General features: G+C 41.9%; 16 protein-coding genes. 11 read left to right on the top strand and 5 right to left on the bottom strand.

Features of this window, described 5'->3' with window-relative positions; genetic code table 11:
• Positions 1-20: 20 nt before the first annotated feature.
• From HWQ47_RS27415 to HWQ47_RS27405, 3 genes are read right to left on the bottom strand one after another with little or no spacing between them, the layout of a single operon-like run.
• On the bottom strand, positions 21-1,187 hold the full coding sequence (locus HWQ47_RS27415; protein ID WP_269969086.1) for an ABC transporter permease: 1,167 nt from the start codon (positions 1,185-1,187) through the stop codon (positions 21-23).
• Positions 1,184-1,918 carry an ABC transporter ATP-binding protein gene (locus HWQ47_RS27410; RefSeq protein WP_269969085.1) on the bottom strand — a complete coding sequence of 245 codons (735 nt, stop codon included), beginning with the start codon at positions 1,916-1,918 and terminating at the stop codon, positions 1,184-1,186. Before HWQ47_RS27410 ends, HWQ47_RS27415 begins: the two co-directional genes overlap by 4 nt.
• Positions 1,911-3,491: an alpha/beta hydrolase gene (locus tag HWQ47_RS27405; protein WP_442802074.1), complete on the bottom strand. Its 1,581-nt coding sequence runs from the start codon at positions 3,489-3,491 to the stop codon at positions 1,911-1,913. Before HWQ47_RS27405 ends, HWQ47_RS27410 begins: the two co-directional genes overlap by 8 nt.
• A 90-nt stretch (positions 3,492-3,581) precedes the next feature.
• Between HWQ47_RS27405 and HWQ47_RS27400 the strand changes: the two genes are divergently transcribed.
• The 7 genes from HWQ47_RS27400 (at position 3,582) to HWQ47_RS27370 (ending at position 12,941) form a co-directional block, all read left to right on the top strand.
• Positions 3,582-3,953, top strand: a complete 372-nt coding sequence (locus tag HWQ47_RS27400) for a GntR family transcriptional regulator (RefSeq protein WP_269969084.1) — start codon at positions 3,582-3,584, stop codon at positions 3,951-3,953.
• A gap of 50 nt (positions 3,954-4,003) precedes the next feature.
• A complete protein-coding gene (locus HWQ47_RS27395) occupies positions 4,004-4,858 on the top strand; it encodes an ABC transporter ATP-binding protein (RefSeq protein ID WP_269969083.1) in 855 nt (284 codons plus the stop codon).
• On the top strand, positions 4,858-6,168 hold the full coding sequence (locus HWQ47_RS27390; protein WP_269969082.1) for a hypothetical protein: 1,311 nt from the start codon (positions 4,858-4,860) through the stop codon (positions 6,166-6,168). Before HWQ47_RS27395 ends, HWQ47_RS27390 begins: the two co-directional genes overlap by 1 nt.
• Positions 6,169-6,292: 124 nt before the next feature.
• On the top strand, positions 6,293-8,089 hold the full coding sequence (locus HWQ47_RS27385) for an AMP-dependent synthetase/ligase (RefSeq protein WP_269969081.1): 1,797 nt from the start codon (positions 6,293-6,295) through the stop codon (positions 8,087-8,089).
• A 133-nt stretch (positions 8,090-8,222) separates the two neighbouring features.
• Positions 8,223-8,627 carry an acyl-CoA thioesterase gene (locus HWQ47_RS27380; RefSeq protein ID WP_269969080.1) on the top strand — a complete coding sequence of 135 codons (405 nt, stop codon included), beginning with the start codon at positions 8,223-8,225 and terminating at the stop codon, positions 8,625-8,627.
• Positions 8,628-8,781: 154 nt separating this feature from the next.
• Positions 8,782-9,870, top strand: coding sequence for an efflux RND transporter periplasmic adaptor subunit (locus HWQ47_RS27375; protein ID WP_269969079.1), 1,089 nt, complete (start codon positions 8,782-8,784; stop codon positions 9,868-9,870).
• The gene (locus tag HWQ47_RS27370) at positions 9,870-12,941 is read left to right on the top strand and encodes an efflux RND transporter permease subunit (RefSeq protein ID WP_269969078.1); all 3,072 of its coding nucleotides are present in this window, start codon (positions 9,870-9,872) and stop codon (positions 12,939-12,941) included. The genes HWQ47_RS27375 and HWQ47_RS27370 overlap by 1 nt, the downstream gene beginning before the upstream one ends.
• A gap of 63 nt (positions 12,942-13,004) precedes the next feature.
• Here the strand turns inward: HWQ47_RS27370 and HWQ47_RS27365 are convergent, their stop codons facing one another.
• Together HWQ47_RS27365 and mtnC are read right to left on the bottom strand one after the other, a co-directional pair.
• The gene (locus HWQ47_RS27365) at positions 13,005-13,436 is read right to left on the bottom strand and encodes an acyl-CoA thioesterase (RefSeq protein WP_269969077.1); all 432 of its coding nucleotides are present in this window, start codon (positions 13,434-13,436) and stop codon (positions 13,005-13,007) included.
• Positions 13,437-13,594: 158 nt separating this feature from the next.
• Positions 13,595-14,272 carry an acireductone synthase gene (mtnC, locus tag HWQ47_RS27360; protein ID WP_269969076.1) on the bottom strand — a complete coding sequence of 226 codons (678 nt, stop codon included), beginning with the start codon at positions 14,270-14,272 and terminating at the stop codon, positions 13,595-13,597.
• Between the two features lie 755 nt (positions 14,273-15,027).
• Between mtnC and HWQ47_RS27355 the strand changes: the two genes are divergently transcribed.
• The 4 genes from HWQ47_RS27355 (at position 15,028) to HWQ47_RS27340 (ending at position 18,314) form a co-directional block, all read left to right on the top strand.
• Positions 15,028-15,996 (top strand): hypothetical protein, encoded by a 969-nt coding sequence (locus tag HWQ47_RS27355; RefSeq protein ID WP_269969075.1) that lies wholly within the window; start codon positions 15,028-15,030, stop codon positions 15,994-15,996.
• A 169-nt stretch (positions 15,997-16,165) separates the two neighbouring features.
• Positions 16,166-17,086 carry a hypothetical protein gene (locus HWQ47_RS27350; protein WP_269969074.1) on the top strand — a complete coding sequence of 307 codons (921 nt, stop codon included), beginning with the start codon at positions 16,166-16,168 and terminating at the stop codon, positions 17,084-17,086.
• Positions 17,087-17,116: 30 nt separating this feature from the next.
• Positions 17,117-17,329: a superinfection immunity protein gene (locus HWQ47_RS27345; RefSeq protein ID WP_269969073.1), complete on the top strand. Its 213-nt coding sequence runs from the start codon at positions 17,117-17,119 to the stop codon at positions 17,327-17,329.
• Between the two features lie 277 nt (positions 17,330-17,606).
• The gene (locus HWQ47_RS27340; protein WP_269969072.1) at positions 17,607-18,314 is read left to right on the top strand and encodes a YIP1 family protein; all 708 of its coding nucleotides are present in this window, start codon (positions 17,607-17,609) and stop codon (positions 18,312-18,314) included.
• Positions 18,315-18,330: the final 16 nt, after the last annotated feature.

The following is an 18,330-nucleotide window of genomic DNA, read 5'->3' as shown; positions in this document are numbered from 1 at the left end:
GGTTTGGGTGTGTTTTCTATTTATAAGCCGAATACGATCTTCTCACTCTTAAGTGATTTTTCCATGCCTAAGGTCAGGCCAATAGCGATGATTAAGGTGGTTAATGAGGACAATAAAAGCTGTAGCATAGGTATTTCACGTCCTTTGATGAAGGCGATTAATGCTTGTTGTTGGCCGGATACGGGTAGCCACTGCAGGGTATCTGGCGCAATGTTATAGCTGGCAGCCATCGACAACATCATCGGGACAATCAGCACTAAGGTGAGGTAAGACTGAGCCTCTTTAAAGCTTTTTGCCATAAAGGAGACAAAGAGTTGCAGACTTGCGGCCATTAACGCAATGGGTAGTCCAACTAGCAGCATCAGTAAGATGAATTCAGTGCTGATCGAGACGGTAAATCCGAGTTCATGCCAAGGGACAAAGGCATAGGATATCTTGGAAATAATCAGGGTTAACAACAAACCAATCATGGCAAATACAGTCACGGCTATGACTTTCGCCAACACGATATTTCGGGTCGAAACAGGGTGACTGAGCAGAAGTGCCAATGAATTTCGCTCTCGTTCACCGGCACTGGTGTCTATGGCCAAATTCATTCCAGAGATAAACACTGCGTAGATCATGGTCATGGTTGCCACACCCAATATCACCCCTCCTTTGGAATCAGGTGTTGCTTCATCCTCAACATTAACTTTGAGTGGCTGAACGACTCTGGGATCTATTCCTCTAGCAATTAAGCGTAAACTGCCCATCTCAGCGCTGTAGGTTTGTAGGTTTCGTTCGAGGCGTCTGATAGAATTTTGCAGTTTTTCATTGGAGTTGTCAGAGATGAGAGTGACTTCGGCACTCATCCCTTTAGCCATCTGTGCGGCGTAATCATCGCTGATCACCAGACGGATGTCTTTAATATCCAGCTGTTCACCTTGGTCATTGGTATTATGGTTGTCACCGTCGGTGATGCCTTTACTGGAAAGGTACTTAACTAGATCCGGCGCATTGTTGCCATTTTCAATCTTGATATTCAGATCTTCGGGGCTGGTCATCTGTCCGATCAATAGCATAAACATGGCACACATCAATAGGGGCGTACCGATAGCATAATAGAGTCCAGCCATCACTGAACGCTTGTCTCTGGCCGCATCTATTAGCTCTTTTCTGACCATGGTTATAATATTTGAATTGATCATGCTGCTATCCCTTCATCAGTGCCAATTAGTTGAATGAAGGCATCCTCTAATGAATCCTTTCCTGTTTGCTGACAAAGCTGGTCCGGACTGCCGACCGCGACAACCTTACCCTCTGCCATTACAATCACCTGATCACATAATGCGGCGACCTCTTGCATCACATGGCTTGAGAACAGTACGCAGTGTCCCTGATTTTTAAGTTCCTTCAAGAGATCTCTCAGCACTCGGGTACTCATCACATCTAATCCTCGTGTTGGCTCATCGAGAATGATATTGGTCGGCTGATGGACTATCGCCTGGGCTAATGCGGTTTTCATTCGCTGACCTTGGGAGAATCCTTTACAACGGCGATCGGCGATATCATCCATATGCAGTTGAGTGAGTACTTTCTGTGTGGCTATTTTGGCTTCTTTGCGAGATAAGCCATTTAATTCGGCAAAGTAGCTGATATATTCTCTCGGACTCAGGCGCTCATAAAGACCAAATGGATCCGGGAATAATCCCAATTTTTGCTTGGCTTCGATTGGCGATTTAGCTACGTCGATACCATCAATTTCAGCGTGGCCCTCATCAGCCTGCAGTAAACCAAATATCGTGCGTAAACAGCTTGTCTTACCGGCGCCATTGGGTCCGAGCAATCCAGTGATTTGGCCATCTTTGGCCTCGAAACTTAAATTATTGAGTGCTTGAACATCGCCGATCTTCTTCGACAGATTGCAGACCTTAATCATGGCTATCTCCTTGCTCAACAGCTTGCTTTGAATTATTAACGGGAATGGCTTCTACTGTGCTGGCATTAAGATAGAAGTTACGGCGGACATCTTTATTTAAACATTCACCGTCTAAGTCGCTTACTCCTCCAGTCTCGACAAGTTGCGCGATAAGATCGTTGCCACAGGATTGAGCGGCAACACCGTGGGTGGCATAAGGGGCAACGAAATGTTTGGCGTTAGTGAGCTTTTCCATCGCCAGTTCTCCCCAGCTTGGTGGTGTTGCTGGGTCGACCTGACCTGATAAAACCAGAGTGGGAATGTCACTGCTGATCGGCGCTGAGAAGCTTTCATCAACAGCGGGCATATTCCACACAGAGCATGATTGTTCAAAACCTTTGATCATCTCTTGGCCAAAATAGGTGCTATTGATCTCTTCGCGTTCGCTTGGGGTCATTCTTTGCCAATCCTCACCACACACCACCGAAGCATGCATCCCCATGGCGATACCTGTGCTATCTAGGTTAAGCGCGTATAAGCCCATGATAGGTTGGAAGTTATCATTAGCTGCTTGGTGGATTGCATGGGGAAGAAGCGCGCGTATACTTGACGAGTACAATGCCATGCGAATAGCGCCCATAAACTTGGCTCGAGTCATGGTGAGTTGAGTGCTTTCGCCGGTAAGTGGATCCCTCACCTGAGTGACTATTGGTGCAATTGTCAGCTTAGCGTCGACCGCTTCCAACTCTGCTCTAAGTTGAGGGAACTGGTTATTGCATAAAGCGTTGTCGGCACAATTTTGCAGTAGAAGATCGAAGGCTCGGCTAATCGCTTGCCCGATAGCGAGCACATTTTGTTGCATAGGCACGACACCATCGATGGTGACGGTTGAGAGAACTTGAGGGTAATGGCGCATATAAAGTTGGGCCATGCGTGTGCCATAGGAGATGCCGTAAATATGCAGTTTTTTATAGTCAAGATGTTGTCGAACCGCCTCGAAATCCTTTAGGGCATTGAGACTGCCATATTGAGTGATATCGCTATTACCTAAGTTGTCTAAGCAGGCCTGAGTTTCTTTCGTGGTATCTAAATCAGCCTCATTGATTGCCAGAGCATTTTCGAAGCCTTCTCCTTTACAATTAAGAATGTTTGAACGCCCGGTGCCACGCTGATCGATAAGCAAAATATCTCTCTGCTGTCTGACTTTACTAAAGGTGCGATTAAAAAACGCGGCATTGTCCATGGCTGATTGACCCGGTCCGCCAGCAATCGCCAACAGGGCTTCGCTGTGGCCACTGCTTTTGATGGCGGGCAGCACGGCATAATGAATTTGTATCTGCTTGCCGTCAGGTTTAGTGGCATTCTCTGGTACTGTGATATAGCCACAAGTGAGCTGTTCGGATAGACCATCTAAGTAACAGCTATTTTGGTCACTTTCTTTTGGAGTACCTGAAACTGTGTCGTCAGCAAGTGCTGGTAAGCTCATAACAAGCCCTGTGATCACTAGTGCACTGATTAATCTAGTGACAGGAACCCTTCTATGGCGAATATGGGAGAGGAGGGAGTCAGCCCCCATTTGCTGTCCGTGATGCATCATGCTTATATCCTTTGTTGAAATATATTTAATCTATGCTAAATTAACTGCAGTAGTGTATCAATGTATCAATACAGTGTTTAAAGGCTAATGTTAGAACAAATAAATGTCAACCCCAGTAGTGGTGAACCGATATATCGACAATTAAGCGAACAGATAGTGCGTTTGATTGTGGGCGGCCAACTTCAAGCTGAGCAGGTATTACCTTCGGTAAGGCAGATGGCCGAACATCTGTCTGTAAACCCTATGACGGTATCAAGGGCGGTGCAGCAGCTTGTTGAGCAGGGCTGGTTGGAGCGAAGGCGTGGCCAAGCGACTCGGGTAGCTAAGCGCGAAATCAGTGAAAGCACATCTAGTGTGCAGTTGTTAAAGCCGCAAGTAGCCGAACTGCTTACTCAGGCTAAGCAGTTAGGTATAAGTCAGGATGAGCTAAAAAAATTGATAGACGCTTGTTGGTTATGAGTTTAAATCATAATAAGTAGAATAAATAAGAAAAAACAAAGGATTGAACTATGGATATGCCGCTAAAGCCGCTTCTCGAATTTTGTGATGTGACTAAACAATTTGTCGATAAAACCGCGATTAGTAAGCTGAGTATCCAGTTATATCCTGGCATGGTGGTCGGTTTACTTGGCCAAAATGGCGCAGGGAAATCAACGTTGATGCGCTGTGCCCTTGGGATTATTGAGCCGAGTAGCGGCGTGGTAACCACCTTAGGTGAGCCTGTGCATCAACTCAGTTCAGAGGCTAAGACTCAAATTGGGTATGTTCCGCAGCAGCCCTTTGGTTATGAAGGTTTCACGGTTTCCAGAGCCTTAGCATTACACAGTAGTTTTTACCCCAACTGGGATAGTGAGCTGGAAGCCGATTGGTTGCTGCGTTTTGATCTGGAAAAAGATCAGCAAGTACAGCGAATGTCTGTTGGTCAGCGTCAATCTTTGGCCTTAATGATGGCAATGGCATATAGACCTAAACTGTTAATCCTTGATGAACCCGTTGCCAGTTTAGACCCCATAGCTCGTCGAAAATTCATGTCAGATCTGTTTGATTTAGCCATAGAGTCCGGCTCCGCTGTACTGTTTTCATCCCATATCACTTCAGATCTTGAGCGAGTAGCGAGTCATTTAGCCCTAATGAGAAAGGGGGAACTGGTGCTCTTTAAGGAGATGGATAGTGTTCGCGAGGAGGTTAAATTACTGACTTTAGCGGAAGGAGATTCACTTGCCGATGAGATACGAGTGCTAAATAGGCAAGGTAACAAGGTGCTGGTGGATAACTATTCAGAAGAATGTTGCCCCGACATATTGGCTGAATCATTGAACTTGGAACAGTTATTCATGGCATTGCATCGCTGTGAGACTCCATAATGAATGTGGCTACGGACAAACGGCATAACAAGCAAACTGAGTTAGAACGAGTGCTTAGCCGATTCAATGGCATGACGAGGATCTGGTTTTACGACGTGGTCAGTGCTAGCTTTATGGGCGTCGCGCTTCTTGGGATGGTGATGTTAATCCCTGTTTTCTGGTTTGAAAAGTTCGAAGTTGTCCCATTAATGCTGAGCATGTTTCAAGTGTCTGTTTCAATCTCTGTTGCTTGGCAGTTAAATCGATTAGCAGCAACTGAGTGGTCGATACTCATTCCCCAATACCGAGATAACTTGCTGTTTCAGGCAGCAAGTCTGCTTATTTTTTCCTTTCTTGTGTGCTCGCTAATATCCCTTGTTTCAGGCATTGAGGGAAGTCTTCTTCAATTGCAGTTAGCCACCGCTGCGGGGCTAGTTTTTATCTATCTGTGTTTGGTTAAAGCGCAAACTTACTATTGGTCTGTAGTGCTCTATCTTTTTCTGATATTTCTTTCGTCTCTAGCTAGCCAACTTCCTCAAGAGATAAATTTACCTCTGTTTGTGGCTAATGGAGTGCTAGCTTGGCTTTTATGGCAAAGGGCGAGTTCGAATCCTTGGCATCCGCAGGCCAGAGCTGTTTATCTTAATGCACAAGAGATGGGAGGGGTGTGGTTTCCAAGTTTTAAGTCGAATCCCTTGCTGGCTAAAATGGAACTCTGGTTGCACCCGGTAAACTTTTTTATGGGTCCCTTGCTCAGTATGATTATTTTAATGATGCCGTTACTGACATTATTTTCCGCAATTATCTCTAAGGTTATAGGGCTGGATATTCCAGCACTGTTTCTGTTTACTCAGTTTAGTTGTGTGACCTGCTCTATGGTGCACTGGGGTCGTATTCATCGTTGGCGAGCTGTAGAAGCACTTTATATGTTACCGGGATTTGACGGTAAACAAGGAATGATAGACGCGTTTAATCGGAGTCAGTTTAAGCTGCTGATGATATTGGTTGGCCTGATGGGATTAACCTCGGGACTGATTAGCTTATTTAACCCTGAAATTACGATATGGGTTTGTTTGCATCTTATGTTAAGTACCTTTTTCGGTTGTGGTGTTATTTTAGGTGTTGGCAGTGCCTGTAAAACGCCAATGCAGCTTTCTGCCCTCATGTTGATTATTATTGGTCATTCAGTATGGATATCAATCTCTTTAGATGTTTTTGGCGATGGAATAGGTATTTGGCTGATACTGGGTATTGATGTTCTTCTTGTGCTTGTTTCTATCATAACTATCTGGTGGGGAAGTAAAAAGATCTGGAATGGTGATGTCTTATAGTAAATGTTTTCAGTTATATCTGTGATCTAATTGGCAAACTTTGAGAAAATACTCTTATTTTTTTTGATTTCTAAAGTAAAATGGAAAAAAGAGGTACACCTGTACGCTTAAAAGGTCCCCAATTATGTCACTCGAGCAATATCACGTAACACGTTTAATTAAAAAGCAAAGCCACGAACTGGGTGATGCTATCGCGCTCGAAGGATTCGAAATGGCGGCTCCATGGCATCAGGTTAGCTGGCATGATTTTGATCATATCAGCTCTCAAATTGCTCAGGCTATCATCCATTTTGGTTTGGAAGTACAAGATCGTGCCGTGATCCTATCGCAGAACTGTCCCCAGTGGACCTGTGCTGATATAGGGAGCTTAAAGTCGCGTGTGATTGTGGTTCCCATCTATCCAACCAGTACTTTTGAGCAAGCTCAGTATATTGTAAATGATGCCAGTGCTAAGTTAGTTTTTGTCGGTGACGAAAGCAACTATCAGATGGCTTGTGAACTAGCTGATAAGTGTGAAAGCATTACTCAGATCGTGGCCTTTGATAAAAGCATTCAGTTGCAAGATAAGCCTAATCACTACTATTTAGATGATCTTATTGAAAAGACCTATTCTGCAGATGATTTGGTTGAGCTAAATCAGCGTCTAGATGATGCTAATCTAGACGATTTACTGACCATTATCTATACATCTGGTACTACAGGCGATCCTAAAGGTGTGATGTTAGAACATCGTAATGTGGCGTCGATGGTGCGTCAGCACGATCAATTACTGCCCTTCACTCCAGGTGATGTATCACTGGCCTTTTTGCCTTTGAGTCACGTCTTTGAACGTGGTTGGACTTTTTACGTGCTTTGTCGAGGCGGACATAACGTTTATCTGCAAGATCCGATGGCTGTAAAAGAGGCGATAGTGGAAGTTCGTCCCCATACTTTATGTGTGGTGCCAAGATTCTTGGAAAAAGTGTATAGCGCAGTACAGGATAAAGTGATTAAAGCGCCTGAACTTAGACAGAGAATGTTCACTTGGGCTATGTCTGTGGGCCATAAGCAGTCAGAAGTTGAGCAGGGTCGACATAAGGCATCGCTAGGTTTAAGCTTACAGTGGAAACTGGCTGATAAGCTGGTATTCAGTAAATTAAAGCAGGTCTTAGGTGGTCGTCTTAAGTTTATGCCTGTTGGTGGTGCAGCTTTAGATCCTAACGTCAGCGCTTTCTTCCAAAGTATCGATGTTCCCGTGCTTTGTGGTTATGGCATGACTGAAACCACAGCGACAGCGACCTGTAATACTCTGTCTAATCGCGTACCGGGTTCTAATGGTCAAGCTTTACCTGAAGTTGAGATTAAGCTAGGTAAAGATAACGAAATTCTGGTTCGTGGTGATACAGTGATGCGCGGTTACTATAATCGTCCAGAAGAGACTGCGGCAACCTTTGAAGATGGTTGGTTGAAAACTGGCGATGCGGGTCGTATTGATGAGCAGGGTAACCTGTTTATTACCGACCGTATCAAGGAGTTGATGAAAACGTCTAACGGTAAGTATATCGCGCCACAACGTGTTGAAGGCAAAGTCGGTTGTTGTCCCTTCATCGAGCAGGTTGCCATCGTTGCTGATGCGAAAAACTATGTTTCGGCCTTGATTGTTCCCGCGTTTGAAGCCTTGGAATCTTGGGCAAAAGAGAAGGGGATTCATTATGAATCACCGATGGAGCTACTGCGTAATAGTCGTGTGATTGAGCTTTTCGAGCAGCGTCTTAAGACACTGCAGAGTGATCTTGCTGGTTTTGAGAAGATTAAGAAGTTTACCTTGTTGCCGGAAGCCTTCACTATGGAAGCGGGGCTTATCACGCCGACGATGAAGCTAAGACGTAAAGTGATTTACAACAAGTACTCTCGTGAAATCGATAAGATGTATGCGAGATAAACCCATACTTCAAGGTTAGCGTGTAAACAGAAGGATGCTTAGGCATCCTTTTTTGTTGATTGCTTCTCTTTGAAAACTCCGTTAACGTCTGCGGTACAAGAATAACCAGACTAATAGAAATAGGGTGTTTACTGTGTCAGAGACCTTTTTTAGCTTTGAGATCCAGCCTAGATTTAATGAAACCGATGGCTTAGGTCATATCAATAACACTGTCATCCCAGTATGGTTCGAGGCGGCGCGAGAGCCTGTATTTGAGATTTTTAATCCGAGCCTAGATCTGACTAAATGGAATTTGATTGTTGCAGGTTTTACCATCGCTTATACCTCACCAACCCACTATGGTAAGCCTGTATCGGTGAAGACTTGGATAAGCCGCGTTGGCAACAGTAGCTTTGAAGTGGCGCAGCAGAGTTGGCAAGAGGGTAAGCAAACTGCCGAAGCTAAAACCACACTAGTGCATTACGATTATGCTATCGACAAGAGTCAGGCTATCTCTGATGAAGTTAAGTCACAACTGGCAAAGCTTACTGGGGCATAGTTAACCATAAAATGTTATAACAACTTACCTGCAACTGGCTTCAACCTTGAAGTTGGCTGATTTGGCCTAGCTAAGGCCGTAATGAAACTGCTTCTCGGCAATTCTAAGATCTTTAACCCTTTGATAATTATGTTATCTAGATTGGTAATCATTTATGCACAAGTTATTTAGTTTTGAATACGCTCAAGTGAGTAAACTTGCTGTCCAATTACTTTTGGGAGGCATATTGCTAGCCGTTTCTCTTGGCCGCGTGCATGGTGTTGAATTGATACCCGTTAAGGTTGAGCCTGTCATGCAGAAGTCTTTTGCTGATATCGTTAAGGAGGTGGGGAAAATTAATGCAATAGATTTTGCACAACTCACCTTTAATGCCAGTGAAGCCATTACTGCGATTCATTCTAATGATGGAGATCAAGTTAAAAAAGGGGATCTGATCGCTGAGCTTGATAGTGCCAAAGCACAAGCTGATTTTGACAAAACTAAAAGCTCCCTTGCCTTAGCTAAAACTAAATTGGAACGTGTCGAAAACTTACTTGCTATTGAGCCTGATTCGTTATCTAAACAAGATGTTGATGAACTAAAGGAGCGTGTAGAGCTTGCTGATGCTGATGTGCGTCAAAAGCAGGCAATCATGCAAGATTACCAGATTATTTCACCATTTAATGGGAAGTTAACTAATTTTTCTCAATCTATCGGCAGCCAAATCAGTGCAAATACGGTATTGGTGACTCTTTTTAATTTGAATCCAGTAGAAGTACAGTATTCCATCAGTCAAAGTGAATTTGGTAAGGCTAACAAAGGCCAAGAGGTACACGTGACTGTTGAGGCGTATCATAATCAGCTGTTTAAAGGTGTTGTAAGCTATGTGGCCCCAGCTGTAGATGAAAGCTCAGGCCGAGTCGAAATTCGAGCACAATTAGATAATCCCGACTACCTGTTAGCGCCGGGTATGTTTGCCAATATAGAGCAGTCTTTTAGTCATAGTGTTAAACGTTTGTTGGTGCCACAAAACTCAGTCATTGCAAGTGATAAGCAACGTTTCGTATGGTTAATTCGTGATAATAAAGCCGTTAAGCAAGCTGTGACGTTAGGCAATAATACCAATGATGGTTATGTGGTTATCACCTCAGGAGTCAGTGCTGATGACAGTGTAGTACAAACGGGAATGCAAAATTTATCAGAAGGAAGCCCTGTCAATATTCTATCTGATAAAGCGGTAACGCCTACAGGTGGAGATCAGTAATGCGTTTGCCTGAAGTGTGTATTCGCCATCCGATATTTGCATCCGTATTGAGTATCATCATTATTCTATTTGGCTTGATAGCCTTTCAAAAGTTAGATATTCGTTATTTTCCAGAATACAGCACTCATTCAGCGAGTGTGAACGCCTCTATTTCAGGGGCTAGCGCAGACTTCATGTCGAGGAATGTGGCCGACAAGCTTATTTCTGTGGCAGCTGGGCTAGATATGGTCGATACCATGTCAACAAACTGCAGTGAGGGCGGTTGTACTCTTAGTATTCAGTTTTCAGATGAGATCGATGAGATTGAATACACCAATTTAATGAATAAGTTGCGCAGTAGTGTTGAGTCTATAAATGATTTTCCCGACAGCATGATTGATAAGCCAACAGTGACCGATGACGTGTCTGCTACGGGGTCGGCCAGTAATATTATCACTTTTACCAATAGCGGCAATATGAATAAGCAGGTGATGTATGACTACATTAGCCAGCAACTTGCCCCACAATTTAAGCAAATTCAAGGTGTTGGTACAGTTTGGGGACCCTATGGTGGCTCTAGCCGTGCAGTTAGAGTGTGGTTAAACCCAGAACCGATGAAGCAGCTTAATATTAAAGCTGCGGATGTGGTCGGCACATTAGCGACTTATAATGCGAGCTTTACTTCTGGAGCCATTATTGGCGCATCTCGAGATTTTTCTATCAATCCGCTGAATCAAGTCGAGAGCCTTGATGATGTTAAGGATCTCGTGTTGCGGGTTGATAACGGCAATATTATTCGTATTGATGATGTGGCAGATGTCGTGATGGGGGAAGAAAGTTTAACCCCAAGCTTGCTTTCTATTGGGGGCAATTTGGCGATGTCTATTCAGATATTGCCATTGAGTAATGCTAACCCTGTCATAGTGGCAAGTAACATTCAAAGCGAAATTGATCGTATGCAGGCTAGTTTGCCAGCAGGCATAGAGATGAAAAATGCTTACAACCAAGCGGACTTTATTGAAACTGCCATCACTAAAGGAGTGGTAGCTTTAGTCGAAGCGGTAGTGCTGGTGACGTTAGTTGTTGTGTTGTTTTTGGGTAGTTTTCGAGTGGCTTCGATCCCGATTATTACGATTCCAGTGTGTATCATTGGCGTCTTTAGTGTCATGTCTCTATTGGGATTCAGTATCAATGTGTTGACGATATTGGCGATTATTCTTGCTATTGGTTTAGTGGTGGATGATGCCATTGTGGTGGTGGAAAACTGTTACCGTCATATTGAACAGGGAGAGACTCCATTTAATGCTGCAATTAAGGGCTGCGAAGAGATTATATTTCCGATCATTGCTATGACCTTAACCCTAACCGCTGTTTATATTCCAATTGGCTTAATGTCGGGGCTGACAGCGGATCTATTTAGGCAGTTTTCCTTTACTTTAGCCGCGGCCGTTATTATCTCTGGCGTAGTCGCGTTAACTCTCTCTCCTATGATGAGTGCGTACTTGATTAAGCCTGTAACAGCTCATCCTAGTTGGTTTAATAAAGTTGAGGTGGCCTTGAGTCGGCTCAATGGATTGTATATTAAAGAGCTGGAAAAGTGGTTTGGTCGTCAGCGTTTGATGCTCGCGCTTGCTGTAATATTGATGACAGGTGCTGGGCTTGCTTACTGGCAGTTACCTAAAATACTGTTACCGATTGAGGACTCAGGTTTTATCGATGTGACTGCGACAGGCCCAACGGGAGTTGGGCGTCAGTACCATTTAGAGCATAATGCTGAACTTAATGATGTTATGGTCGCCAATGAGTCCATTGCCGCTAATCTCTCTTATATCGAAGGGGGACCGACGAACCATGTGTTATTAAAGCCTTGGGGTGAGCGTACTGAAACGGCTAATTCGGTCATTGATGATTTGATCGCTCGGGCCAAGATAGATGTGTCGGCTTATAACGTCTCTTTTAGCGTGCGTAGGGCTGACGGGTTAAACATTGCGTCTAGCGTCGTTCTAGAATTGACAGCACTCGATAGAGATGCCACCTCTCTCAGCGATACCGCCGCGAAGGTTCAGCAACTACTTGAAAACTATTCCGGATTAACAAATGTGAGTAATTCGGTTATACGTGATCAAATGCGTTTTGACTTGTCGATAGATCGTAATGCGATAACGTTATCTGGCGCCAACTATGCAGACGTTACTAGCGCATTATCCACCTTCTTAGGCTCGGTTAAAGCCGCAGATTTACATGCAAAAGATGGATTTACTTACCCCATTCAAGTGCAAGCAAATCGACAGCGGTTGGGTGACTTTAAAGTGTTAAATAAGCTTTATGTTCCCTCAGCTTCGGGTCAAGCCTTACCCTTGTCTCAGTTTGTCTCAATAGAGGAGACCACAGCAGAATCAAATATTAAAACATTTATGGGCTTAGATAGTGCTGAAATACGAGCCGATCTTATGCCTGGCTATTCGACTGATGAGGTTAAAGCCTATCTCGATGCCAACGTTGCTAATTTGCTGACTGATTCACAAGGGGTAATGTATAACGGCTTAATTAAAGAGCTCATGGATTCTCAAGCTGGTAGCCAGTCACTATTTTTGTTGGCGCTGGTGTTTATTTATTTGATTTTAGCCGCACAGTTTGAGAGTTTTGTGGACCCAGTTATTATCTTGTTTACGGTACCTTTGTGTATTGTAGGAGCTTTATTTACCCTGTCTATTTTCGGACAAAGTATCAATATTTACTCCCAAATTGGATTACTAACCTTAGTAGGATTGGTGACTAAACACGGCATCTTATTGGTGGATTTTGCTAATAAGCAACAAGCCAAAGGCTTGAATGCCATTCAGGCTGCGAAGAGCAGTGGAGAATCTCGTCTTAGACCGATATTAATGACTTCTCTGACGATGATTTTAAGTGCTGTACCGCTGGCCCTGGCTAGTGGCCCTGGCTCATTAGGTTTAATTAACATAGGCCTAGTTCTAGTTGGCGGCTTACTGACAGGAACCTTCTTCTCGCTATTTGTGGTACCTGTCGCTTATGTCGCCATGGCAGAGTTTAAACATAAAGATGTGCTTGGCAGTTTTAGGCATAGCTAGATAGCGCCAGAATTGTTTATACACTTATAAAACTAGACTATTAAATTTGGTTGATTAAATAGCCTAGTTTTGCTGCTCATGGCTTTTTAGTGCGTCTAACAGCTGGCCACTTAACTTAGATTTCTTGCCTGTTTTGAAATCAAACATGACCACAAGTGAGCTGCCCAAGGTGGTGACGGCCTGCTGAGTCTTGCTAAAAACCGTGTAGTGCATCATAAAGCGATCAGCTTGCACGTCGCTGATAGTGACACCCACGAGCAAGGTATCAGGATAGGTGACTGGGCATTTATAGCGAGCGTGATTATCGGCTAATACTGGGCCTATATTGGCAGTTTGTAATTCACTGAAAAGACCTATCTGAGTAAAGAAATCTATGCGCGCAGATTCGAAATAGCGGAAGTAGACCACATTGTTGACGTGCTGCAGGGCATCCATCTCTCCCCAAGCGACAGGTATCTCAGTATAGATGGGGTATTCCTTGATAAAGCTTTCCATGGTAATTTCTCGCCTGTTTCGTCGGTATTCAAACATGTGTTTTACTGAATTTAGCATAACAGCATGAGTTAGTGTCAACAAGTTGGGTTACAACAGGCATAAAAAAGGCACTCTATTTAGAATGCCTTAAATTACTTCAATGGTTATTCATTTCACTGTCAGAACGTCAACTCTTCAAAGCTGCTTATCTGCTTATAGTTACCGGTACGTTGTTCTGGGCTTCTAACCATTTGCAGAGTACGCATTCCAGCTTCTTCTGCGGCTTTTAGCTCTTCTACTACATCAGAGATAAACAGCACTTGTTTAGGTGCTAAGCTGATGGTGTTGATTATGTTGCAGTAAGCCTGTTTAAACAATTTATTGCCGGTACGAGTATCGAAATGACCGTCAAAGTAGGGGGTTAAATCTCCACCATCACTGTGGCTAAACAGTAATTTTTGCGCTTCTGCAGAACCAGATGAGAAGCTATAGATGCGCATATTGCTTTGTTTGATACGCTCAATGGCTTCGATGAAGTCAGGGAAGATATGGCCAGTAAATTCGCCACGGGCGTACCCTTGTTTCCAGATTAAGCCTTGAAGTGTTTTTAATGGCGTTGCTTTACGATCCTCTTCTACCCACTGTTGCAGGATCTCAACCACACGATCCAAATCAGCGTCAGGCTCCAGAGCGATATCTCTAACATCACAGATGCAGTTGTCGACTAAAACATTAGACTGGTTTTCTTTTAAAAAGTCGGGTAAAGCCTTAACTGAATAAGCAAAAAGCGTGTCCTTAATAAAGTTAAGGTCGGTTGTTGTACCTGCTGTGTCTACAACTATGGCTCGGATACCCATGATGTTTGCTTACTCCACAATCTGTTTCTGTTAAGTGCTCACATTTGCACTGTTAAGATCCTAAGCTGAAACCTCCGCCATTGCTAGTGAATTATGTCTATATCTGACAACGTTAAGCTCTTTGAAAAGCTACTTTAACCGTTAATCACTTTTTTTTACCGTTTATCATATTTTAATTAAATAAAGTTAGTTAGTTCATATTATGTAACTCAAGCGAAAGCTTAATATAATAGAAAATAAATAATTTTTTAATATAAGGAGTTATAAAATGAAAATTGAAAAAACAGTAGAGTTGAAATCACAATTTGGTGTGGCTGGAACATCTCAACTGCAAGTGGTCGGTGGCCCAATCTGTATCGGTGTAATGGTTATATTAATTCAAGCGTAGATTAATTAAGAGGTGTAAAATGAAAATTGAAAAAACAGTAGAATTAAAATCACAGTTTGGTGTGGCGGGAACATCTCAATTACAAGTAGTCGGTGGTCCAATTTGTATCGGTATTATGGTTGTATTGATAATGCACTAATAGAATAATTAAGAGGTGTAAAATGAAAATTGAAAAAACAGTAGAATTGAAATCACAATTTGGTGTGGCTGGAACATCTCAACTACAAGTCGTTGGTGGTCCAATTTGTATCGGTATTATGGTTGTATTGATCGTACATTAATGGCGAAATGGGTCGCTGACTTGCTTTATTCGGTGTAGGCAAGTTGGCTCCCCCCTCCCTAATATTACTTACAAGGAAGAGATAAGATGAAGTTTAACCAGAAAATAGAGAGCTTTATAAGTAACCCTTCAAGCTGGAGTAATACGGTTAGTCGTATGGAGGAGAGTCGGAAAACCAACCTGAAATTTGAGCTTGTACAAAAGTTAAAAGAAACTATGTTTGATGTTGATGTAATCGATATTGGTAGGATATCAAGTATTATAGAAGGTAATGCTCAAGATGTTATAAATAGTATATTGTTGGAAGGGATGAGTAACATGAAGGCTGATGACTTTTATGTATATCCAATAGTTGGTCACTCCACCTTTTTTGCTCAAAGAATAATCCTAGATAGTAATGATTGTTTTGATTTGAGTATTGATATAATAAACAGTAGCTTGCTTAATAAATATAAATCTCAAAGTAAAATAAATCTTAAAGAAAGAGGGATTTCGTTCTATGGAAGAGAAACAATAACTTATTTTATAAAGTCCGGCAATATGAGTATATCAAACTGGACTCATGAAGTTCCAATTGAAAACTTGCAAGAGGCTAAGTGTAAATCTACCGGTGAAACCAAAGTTAATGATGGCGACCTTATCTATAAGAAGTGGAATGAAACTTATATGTTCGAATCTTCAAGTGATAATGCAATTGCTATATCTTTGGAATTGAAGGAAAACAAGTCTCCATTAAGTTTAATGTTTTCAGCTTATGATTATCAACTGAAATTTCAAAACCCTTCAGATGAAGTTGATTCAAGAGTGCAATTACATATTTCACTTTTAAAAGCAATGAACTGTATTAAAGCGATTCCTACAATTAAAAAGTTCCTATCGCATGAGCAACATTACATTCGTTGGTATGCAATGCAGCAATTACTCGGACTTGATGCATTGATGGTTTTAGATGAATTAGAGTATATGGCTAATTTTGATGCTCATGAAGAAGTTCGCTATGCAGCAGAACAAACCTGGGAGCTGGTACAGGCTCAACTGTTAAAAAAGGCATCATAATCATTTTTAATCAAATTGTTTGCCGGAAATCCTTTAAATAGACCGATTTTCACTTTTCAACAATCGATGTCAGAAATGATTGATAGTCTTTAGTTAATCCAATTTGACAGATAAACATTTTATTAGCGTGTTTCTCTACTCTACACCAACAAACATAAGGAATATTGTCATGCCGTTAAAATTTGATTTGAATGATATTACAGAGTCAATTGAGTTAGAAGACTGCTATGAACAGCTCGTTGAAAGTAAGTTTGACTCTGCAGATAACGAAAGTTTTCAAACAGTGGCTCCACTTTTAAAAAAATTGAACAATAACAAAAACTTTTTACCGGAAATTTTAATATCAGAGCTTGAGAAGCATTGTGATGTTCAGAAGCAAACTAATAAATATACTCCACAGGTCATTATGCTAAAGCCTGCGAGTAAAGGTGTTAATTTCTTTATGAGAGCGAACATCTGGTTGGCAAAACATGATCCGCTACTCACAACATCGGGTGAAAAGTCCTTCTTCTACAATGTGCCACATGATCATAATTTCAGTTTTTTGACTTCGGGTTACACAGGACCAGGTTATGCCAGTGATTATTACGAATATGATTTTTATGATGTCGTTGGCTATCCTGGTGAACCAGTAGACTTACGTTTTATTGAACGAAAGAATTTAACGGAAGGTGAGGTGATGCTATATCGAGCTTATACCGATGTACATAATCAACTACCAGCAGATGAGTTGTCTGTTTCTTTAAATATTATGCCATCAACAATGTTCTCCCATTTGCGCCCGCAATATGTGTTTAATGAGAGCTGTACAAAAATAGCAAGTAGTACAGTTACATCTAATTCGTCTGTTGAGCCTATTCTGCACCTTATCGCTGAGATGAGGAATGATAGAAGCCGTGAGTTTATGGAACGTTATGCAAGAAGCACTTGCATTGAAGAGGATAGGTTTAGAGCTATAAAAGCATTAGTGTCCGTTGAACAATATGCAGATAAAAAGTCAGAGTTGTTAGAGTCTTTAGGCATTAAATCAAACTCTAAACTTGTCTCTGAACTTAGTCGCCAACATCAATCAAGGTTAGGTTTAGTTTAATTAATATCATTACTATAAGAGGATACTATTATGTTTATTTCAAATTTAGGTTCAGGGAAAATGGTTTTATTGTTACCACTACTTTTCGCTATCTACTTTTTGCCATCAATTATAGCTGTACTGCTTAACCGTCAACATAAAGGCAAGATTATGGCTGCCAACATTCCAGCTGGCATCTCTTGGATTGTTTGGTTTGGTATTTTAGTGTGGGCTATTTCAGGCCGAGATAAGGTGAAATTTTGATTATATATTCTTAGTAAGCGTTTAAGTTTATTTTATACCATTTAGGCGCTTATTAACTTCCTGCATCACCAGTCATGTCATCCATTTTCTTATCATTAGTGCATGTAGTTAATGCGCATTGAAATTACTCCTCTTCTGTTTGTTTATCTTCGAATCCCCCGCCAAGTAAAAATTTACCGAAAATCACTTTAAGTCACCGCTTATCACTTTTCAGGGATAGTGTGAGTTAATTGTTGTTATTTTGCCTTTATGTCCTTTTAGTTGAGAGAGAATTGTTATGACAACCGTTACAGCAGTGAACACAGTACTGGACGCATTTGTTGCTCCGAGTGCTTTATTTGAAAGATTTGAATATAACCAGCGGCAAAGCAGTATTGTTCTAGTGATTCTGTTTGCATTGATTTTGGCTAGTTACTATCTATTTTTTGGTGGTATGTCAGATGAATGGTTGTTAGCACAACAGCTGGCTCAAGTTGGTGATTTGAGTATTCAGGAACGAGAGATTGCACTTGAGATGATGGCGAAAACGTTACCGTATACTTGGGTCTTCATGGGCGGTGTGACTATTGTTGGTCACCTTTTCACTGTTATCGGCTTAAGTCTTTTATTTACTCTTTTAGGTAAGATTTCCAGTATTGGCATGAGCAGGTTTACCTTTAGAGATTGGTTTTATTTTATCTCGTGGTGCCAATTACCTTGGATCGTCAACTATGCCGGGTTCTCCTTTCTTTTTTTGAGCTCTTCAGCATCGGATCTACCTCTTTCGTTAATTCACTATGCCTCTTTTGAGCAGTTATTTTCCAATCAGAGTGTGACAGATACTGCATACGGATTGTATACATCTTTGAACTTGTTCTTGGTTTGGTCGATAGTCATTTCGATTCTAGGTCTTAGAAAGTGTTTTAACATGAAATTGGCAATGGCGACATTTATCTCTATTTTTCCATATGTGGTTTTTTTTGGTACTTGGCTGTTGTTTATATAGTGTGCTTCTTAATGGG

Origin of the sequence: Shewanella sp. MTB7 (assembly GCF_027571385.1) — a bacterium.
In the GTDB taxonomy this organism is placed as follows: Bacteria; Pseudomonadota; Gammaproteobacteria; order Enterobacterales; family Shewanellaceae; genus Shewanella.
Note: the sequence above shows the minus strand (reverse complement) of the source record. Positions and strands in the feature narration are given on the sequence as shown.